This is a genomic window from Tardiphaga sp., assembly GCF_028290495.1.
GTDB lineage: Bacteria > Pseudomonadota > Alphaproteobacteria > Rhizobiales > Xanthobacteraceae > Tardiphaga.
In genome coordinates this window covers 34,570-40,654 of record NZ_JAQGJT010000182.1, presented here as the reverse complement: position 1 = coordinate 40,654, position 6,085 = coordinate 34,570, and the positions used below count along the sequence as shown (strand labels likewise).

Below are 6,085 nucleotides of genomic sequence, written 5' to 3'. Positions count from 1 at the left end.
GGCAAGGGCGTCCTGAACAACCGGATCTCCGAATACGTCTTCCAGCACCTCAACGATATCGGGGTGCCGACGCATTTCATCCGACGTCTCAACATGCGCGAGCAACTGATTCGCGAAGTCGAGATCGTGCCGCTGGAGGTGGTGGTACGGAACGTGGCGGCCGGATCGCTGTCGCAGCGCCTCGGCATCGAGGAAGGCACCCAACTGCCGCGCTCGATCATCGAGTTTTATTACAAGAACGACCAACTCAACGACCCCATGGTCTCCGAAGAGCACATCACGGCGTTCGGCTGGGCGACGCCGCAGGAAATCGACGACATCATGGCGCTGGCGATCCGCGTCAACGACTTCCTGACCGGGCTGTTTCTCGGCATCGGCATCCGCCTCGTCGACTTCAAGATGGAATGCGGCCGGTTGTTCGAGAACGACATGATGCGCATCATCGTCGCCGACGAAATCTCGCCGGATTCATGCCGGCTGTGGGACATCAAGTCGAACGAGAAGCTTGACAAGGACCGCTTCCGCCGGGATCTCGGCGGCGTGCTGGAGGCCTATACCGAGGTCGCCAAGCGGCTCGGCATTCTCGCCGAAAACGAACGCCCGATGGGCACCGGCCCGGTACTGGTCAAGAGCTGAATGTCATTCCGGGGCGCAGGCCAGGGGCCTGCGAACCCGGAACCCAGAGTTGAGCATATCTAGATTCCGGATCGACCGCGTTGCGGATCGTCCGGAATGACGAGGATGAAATGAAAGCGCGTGTGACGGTTACACTGAAGAACGGCGTCCTGGATCCGCAGGGCAAGGCCATCGAGGGCGCGCTGAAGTCGCTCGGCGTCGACGGCATTGCTTCGGTGCGCCAGGGCAAGGTGTTCGACATCGAAATCCCCGGCGGCGACAAGGCCACCGCCGAGGCCGCCCTGAAAGCCGCCGCCGACAAGCTCCTGGCGAATACCGTCATCGAGAATTATGCTATCGAGGTGCAGGGGTAAGGCTTGGGCTTCAAGCTCTGGGGATCGGGTCATGGCTGAGATCAGCAATGAGTTGATTTATGAAGTGCTTAAAGCCGTGCAGGCGCGGCTGGCTCAGGTCGACGGCAAGGTCGACGAAAACAAAAGCGACATGATGGCATTGCGGTCGCAGATGACCGCCGTCCACCATGATCTCCTGAGCATTCACCAGGAACTCGGCGGCGTGCATGCCACGCTGATCCGTCACGAGCAGCGGCTCGATCGCATCGAGCGCCGCCTTGAATTGAGCGAGGCGCCAAGCCTGGTTTGAAATCGCCGGCCGAAAGGCCGGCGATTTTGCTTTCAGGCCCATCTGCCTTTTCGTGAGCCAACGGGGCCGGTTTCTCCGGCCTGATGGATGCGGGGCATCTACGTCTGTGCGTAACGTCGTGGATGGCCGGCATAACGCCGGCCATGACGAAACTCAGGTCAGCGTGAATTCCAGATCGCCGAGCTTGTCGATGCTCGACACCACCTTGTCTCCGGCCTTCAGCCAGACGCGTTTTTCCGGCGGATAGCCGATGATGACGCCTTCGGGCGTGCCGGTGAAGATCAGGTCGCCGGGCTGCAGCGTCATGTAGCGCGAGGCGAAGCTGACGATCTGCTTGACGCTGAAGATCATGTCTTTCGTATTGGCGGATTGCCGCTGCTCTCCGTTTACCAAAGTCTTCAGGTTGAGGTTCTCCGGGTCGACCTGGTCCGCGGTCACCAGCCACGGGCCGATCGGGCCCCAGCCGTCGCCGGTCTTGCCGAGCATCCACTGGCCCGAGCGCATCTGCTGGTCGCGTTCGGAAAAGTCCTGCCCGGTGCAATAGCCGAACACGCAGCCGAGCGCGTCGGCCTCGCTGACATTGCGCGTGGTCTTGCCGATCACCGCCACCAGCTCGGTCTCATAGTCGAAATTCTTGCCGGGCTCCTTCGATACCGCAATGGTGCCGCCGTGGCTGTTGAGCGCCGAATTGTACTTGTTGAACAGGATCGGCTCTTTCGGCAGCTTCTCGTTGGCTTCGGCGGCATGCGCGCGGTAGTTCAGCCCGACGCACAGGATCTTGCTGGGCTCGGTGACGCAGGGCGCGAATATCGCGGCCTTCTCGGCAATCAGGTATTTGCCGCCGGCGGCTTTCGCCTTGTCGATCACGCCCTTCAGCGCCGCGGCGTCGTAGTCGCCGCTGATCACCTCGTCGGTGGAGGCGGGGGCGTCGAGCTTGAACGCCTCGGCGGCGGCGCTGACGTTGACGATGCCCTTGTCGGTGCGAACGCCCAGCGACAGGCCCTGCGGAGTCTGCAGCATCGCCAGGGTCATGTTCCGGGCAACTTCGAGTTTTGGCTGGCCGGGCGGGGGCGGCGCAGCCTTGGGTTGCGCCGGCGCGGCCTTGGCCTGCGCGAAGGCCTCGCGGGCGGTGCCGGCGAGCATGCCTCCGGCGACCACGCTTGCGGCCGTGACGGTAAGGAATTTGCGACGTTGATTGTCCATGTTGTCCATCCCTTTTTGTCGATCAGCCCACATTCGCGGTGCTGAATTGCGAGGCTAGCACTGGAAAACCGCTGCTTAAATGGGTAAGTCAGGGCCAGCGGGCATGACTGGCCTGCGCCGTCTGCGATTGGAAACCAGCATGAAATCCGCCGTCCTCGTCTTCCCCGGTATCAATCGCGAGCGCGACATGGCGCGTGCCCTGAAGCTCGCCTCCGGCACGGACGCGACGATGGTCTGGCACGCCGACACCGCGCTGCCGAAGGGTACCGACCTGGTGGTCGTGCCCGGCGGCTTCTCCTATGGCGACTATCTGCGCTGCGGCGCGATTGCGGCGCGCTCGCCGGTGATGGATGCGGTCCGCGCCTTCGCGGCTGACGGCGGCCTCGTGCTCGGTGTCTGCAACGGCTTCCAGATCCTGTGCGAGTCCGGCCTGTTGCCGGGCATCCTGATGCGCAACGCGAAGCTGAAATTCATCTGCCACGACGTGCATCTGCGCGTCGAGCGTTCCGACACCGCGTTCACCCGCGGCTACAACGCCGGGCAGGTGATCCGCGTGCCGATCGCGCACGGCGAGGGCAACTACACGGCGGATGCCGAGACGCTGAAGCGCCTCGAAGGCGACGGCCGCGTGCTGTACCGCTATTGCAGCCCGACCGGCGAAGTGAACGACACCCACAATATCAACGGCGCGGCGGCCTCGATCGCCGGCATCGTCAGCGAGCGCGGCAACGTGCTCGGCATGATGCCGCATCCGGAAAATCACGTCGAAGACATCATGGGCTGCACCGACGGCCGCGGCCTGTTCGCGGGCCTCGTCGCACAACTCGCCCAGGCGGCGTGAGCGCGGTCTTCTTCAAGCTTGCAGCGGCCGCCGCGATGGCGGCCTTTTCGGCGATAACGGCGCAGGCGCAGGATTTTCCGAAACGCCCCATCACCATGATCGTGCCGTTCGCGGCCGGCGGCACGTCCGACGTGATTGCCCGCGTGGTCGCCGAGCAGATGGCCGCGACGCTCGGGCAGACCATCATCATGGAGAACGTGGTTGGCGCCGGCGGCTCGACGGCGCTGGCGCGTGCCGCGCGTGCGGAGCCTGACGGCTACACCATCGCCATCGGCAATGCCGGCACCAGTGCGGCGACCTACGCGATCTATCCCAGGCTGTCGTTCACACCGGACTCCTTCGCACCGATCGGCATGGTGGCGAAGACGTTCGGCGTCGTCGCGCTGCGCAAGGATTTCCCGGCCGCGACGCTGCAGGATTTTATCGCTTACGCGAAAGCCAATCCCGGCAAGATCAATCTCGGCCATGCCGGCGTCGGCTCGTCGAACTACCTGATCTGCAAGAGCTTCGTCCATGCCGCCGGCATCGAGGTGACGCTGGTGGGCTATCGTGGCGCCGCGCCTGCGCTGACGGATGCGATCGGCGGACAGATCGACGGCGTCTGCGACTCCGCGGCCTCGGTGTCGCAGGCGATCGACGACCGGCTGGTGCGCGGTCTTGTGGTTGGCTCCACGGTGCGGCTCGGTTCGTTGCCGGATCTGCCGACCTCCGCCGAAGCCGGCCTGCCGGAATTCGAGGCGCAGGGCTGGAACGGATTGTTTGCGCCGAAGGGAACGCCGCCGGAAATCATCGCAAAACTCAATGCTGCCGCGCGCGCCGCCGTGGAAAGCGATGCCGTGAAGAAGCGTTTCGCCGATCTCTCCACCGTCGCGCCCGACGCCAACGAGCATAGACCGGACGTGCTGCAGCAACTGGTGACGCGCGATGTCGCCAAATATGCGACGATGCTCAAGGAAAAATAAGTTCCCTTTGCCGAACAACGGGACTGGCTTGGGGCCTTGGGAGTGCTGGGCCTAAGCCATCATCCCCGGCTGCCTGGTTCCTTGCGCCAAAGCCTCAGGCATCCGGCTTCCGGGTTCTTGTCCGATGTTCCGGATCGTTCGCAGTGAGCGAATCAGCGGCGACGGTGATAGCGGTGGCTCGTTGATACACATCGCGATCTGATACGTGATAGACGCGGGGCAGACACGCATTTCGACCGAGGCGGGCATGGTAATTCGAATTTCGTCGGCGCCATCCAGCGCGAAGATGCGACGTCGTGGGGCACCCGCCATTGGTGCGCTTGCGGTGATCGCCGCGCTGGCAGTGCTCACCGTCGGCGCCGCGGCCAAACCGGCGAAACAGCCGCGCCCCGCGGCCGCCACCGAGGCGACCGCGCCGCGCGAGGCCGGCGAGCCGATCATGGCCATCGTCTCGATCAAGACCCAGCACGTCACGTTCTACGACGCCGACGGCTGGATTTTTCGCGCGCCGGTGTCGACCGGCACTACGGGGCGCGAGACGCCGGCCGGCGTCTTTGCCCTGCTTGAGAAGGACAAGGACCACCGTTCGACCATGTATGACGATGCCTGGATGCCGAACATGCAGCGCATCACCTGGAACGGCGTCGCGCTGCACGGCGGGCCGCTGCCCGGCTATGCCGCCTCGCACGGCTGCGTGCGGATGCCGTTCGGCTTTGCAGAGAAGCTGTTCGACAAGACCCAGATCGGGATGCGGGTGATCGTCTCGCCGAACGACGCGGCCCCGATCGAATTTTCCCACCCCGCATTGTTCGTGCCGAAGGCGGAGGCCGTCGCGGCTGCGCCGGCCCGGGCCGAGGCGCTCGCCCGCGAGGCCGCGGAGGCCGCAAGCAAGGCCGACGAGACGAAGCAAGCCGCCGCGAACGCGGCGCGCGAGACGGCGTCGCTCGCATCGTCGCTGCGCAAGCTGCAATCGCTCAAGACACGCGCGGACCGGGAGCTGGCATCCGCAGACAAATCGCTGGCCGCGGCCCGGACGGACGCCGCCAAAGCACGGGCCGAGGAACTGAAGCAGAAGGCCGCCGTCAGGTCCGTGGAACTGGGGACGCAGCTCGACGCCGCCACGGCCGCCGTGGCGTCGAAGCCCAGCGCCGCTGCCGTCAAGGAGGCCGCCAAGGCAGCCCGGTCCGGGAAGGCCGCCGCCGCCGCGGCTTTGAGCGAAGCGAGGCTCGCGCTTGAGCCGGTCTCCGTCTACATCAGCCGCGCGACGCAGATGCTTTACGTGCGGCGCAATACGCACAAGCCGGCGCCGGACGGGGGCGGCGAGGTGTTCGATTCAAGCATTCAGGTTCCGATCACGATCCGCAATCCCGACCAGCCGATCGGCACGCACGTGTTCACGGCGGTCGCGCGCAAAGATGCGGGCCTGCGCTGGACCGCCGTCACCATCGACAAAGCGGACGACGCCAGGAATGCGCTCGACCGCATCACCATCCCGCAGGATGTGCTCGACCGCATCGCGCCGACCGCCATGCCGCGATCCTCGATCGTCATTTCGGATGAGCCGCTGAGCAAGGAAACCAACTATCGCACCGAGTTCGTCGCCGTGCTGGCCAACCAGCCGCAGGGCGGCTTCATCACGCGCAAGCCGACCGTGACCGCCGTCGCCAGCCCCGACGTCGCGGACGACGATGGCTTCACTTCTTTTTTCAGTAATTTCGGCGCGCAACCCGTCGAACCGCGCCGTAGCGGCCAGCCCGTTCGCCCGGTGCAACGCGGCTTCTGGTAGCCGCGGCGCGCCGGG

Annotated in this window: 7 protein-coding genes; 6 read left to right on the top strand and 1 reads right to left on the bottom strand. The window is 65.1% G+C overall.

The genetic code is table 11. From position 1 onward, the window contains the following. From JWQ24_RS27075 to JWQ24_RS27065, 3 genes are all read left to right on the top strand, one after another. On the top strand, positions 1–636 hold a 636-nt coding region (locus JWQ24_RS27075), incomplete at its 5' end, for a phosphoribosylaminoimidazolesuccinocarboxamide synthase (RefSeq protein WP_299815228.1). Positions 637–746: 110 nt separating this feature from the next. Further along, positions 747–989 (top strand): phosphoribosylformylglycinamidine synthase subunit PurS, encoded by a 243-nt coding sequence (gene purS, locus JWQ24_RS27070; RefSeq protein WP_299815225.1) that lies wholly within the window; start codon positions 747–749, stop codon positions 987–989. Between the two features lie 31 nt (positions 990–1,020). Beyond that, on the top strand, positions 1,021–1,278 hold the full coding sequence (locus JWQ24_RS27065; RefSeq protein WP_299815222.1) for a hypothetical protein: 258 nt from the start codon (positions 1,021–1,023) through the stop codon (positions 1,276–1,278). A gap of 153 nt (positions 1,279–1,431) precedes the next feature. Here JWQ24_RS27065 and JWQ24_RS27060 read toward each other — a convergent pair whose 3' ends face one another. Next, entirely contained in the window at positions 1,432–2,481 is a 1,050-nt protein-coding gene (locus tag JWQ24_RS27060) for a fumarylacetoacetate hydrolase family protein (RefSeq protein WP_299815219.1), read from the bottom strand. A 139-nt stretch (positions 2,482–2,620) separates the two neighbouring features. Between JWQ24_RS27060 and purQ the strand changes: the two genes are divergently transcribed. The 3 genes from purQ to JWQ24_RS27045 all read left to right on the top strand — a co-directional run bounded on the left by purQ (position 2,621) and on the right by JWQ24_RS27045 (position 6,070). Further along, positions 2,621–3,322 carry a phosphoribosylformylglycinamidine synthase subunit PurQ gene (gene purQ / locus JWQ24_RS27055; RefSeq protein ID WP_299815216.1) on the top strand — a complete coding sequence of 234 codons (702 nt, stop codon included), beginning with the start codon at positions 2,621–2,623 and terminating at the stop codon, positions 3,320–3,322. Between the two features lie 35 nt (positions 3,323–3,357). Then, the gene (locus tag JWQ24_RS27050; RefSeq protein ID WP_299815234.1) at positions 3,358–4,284 is read left to right on the top strand and encodes a tripartite tricarboxylate transporter substrate-binding protein; all 927 of its coding nucleotides are present in this window, start codon (positions 3,358–3,360) and stop codon (positions 4,282–4,284) included. 247 nt (positions 4,285–4,531) lie between these two features. Next, complete coding sequence (locus tag JWQ24_RS27045; RefSeq protein ID WP_299815213.1) at positions 4,532–6,070, top strand: L,D-transpeptidase; 1,539 nt, start codon at positions 4,532–4,534, stop codon at positions 6,068–6,070. Positions 6,071–6,085 lie beyond the last annotated feature (15 nt).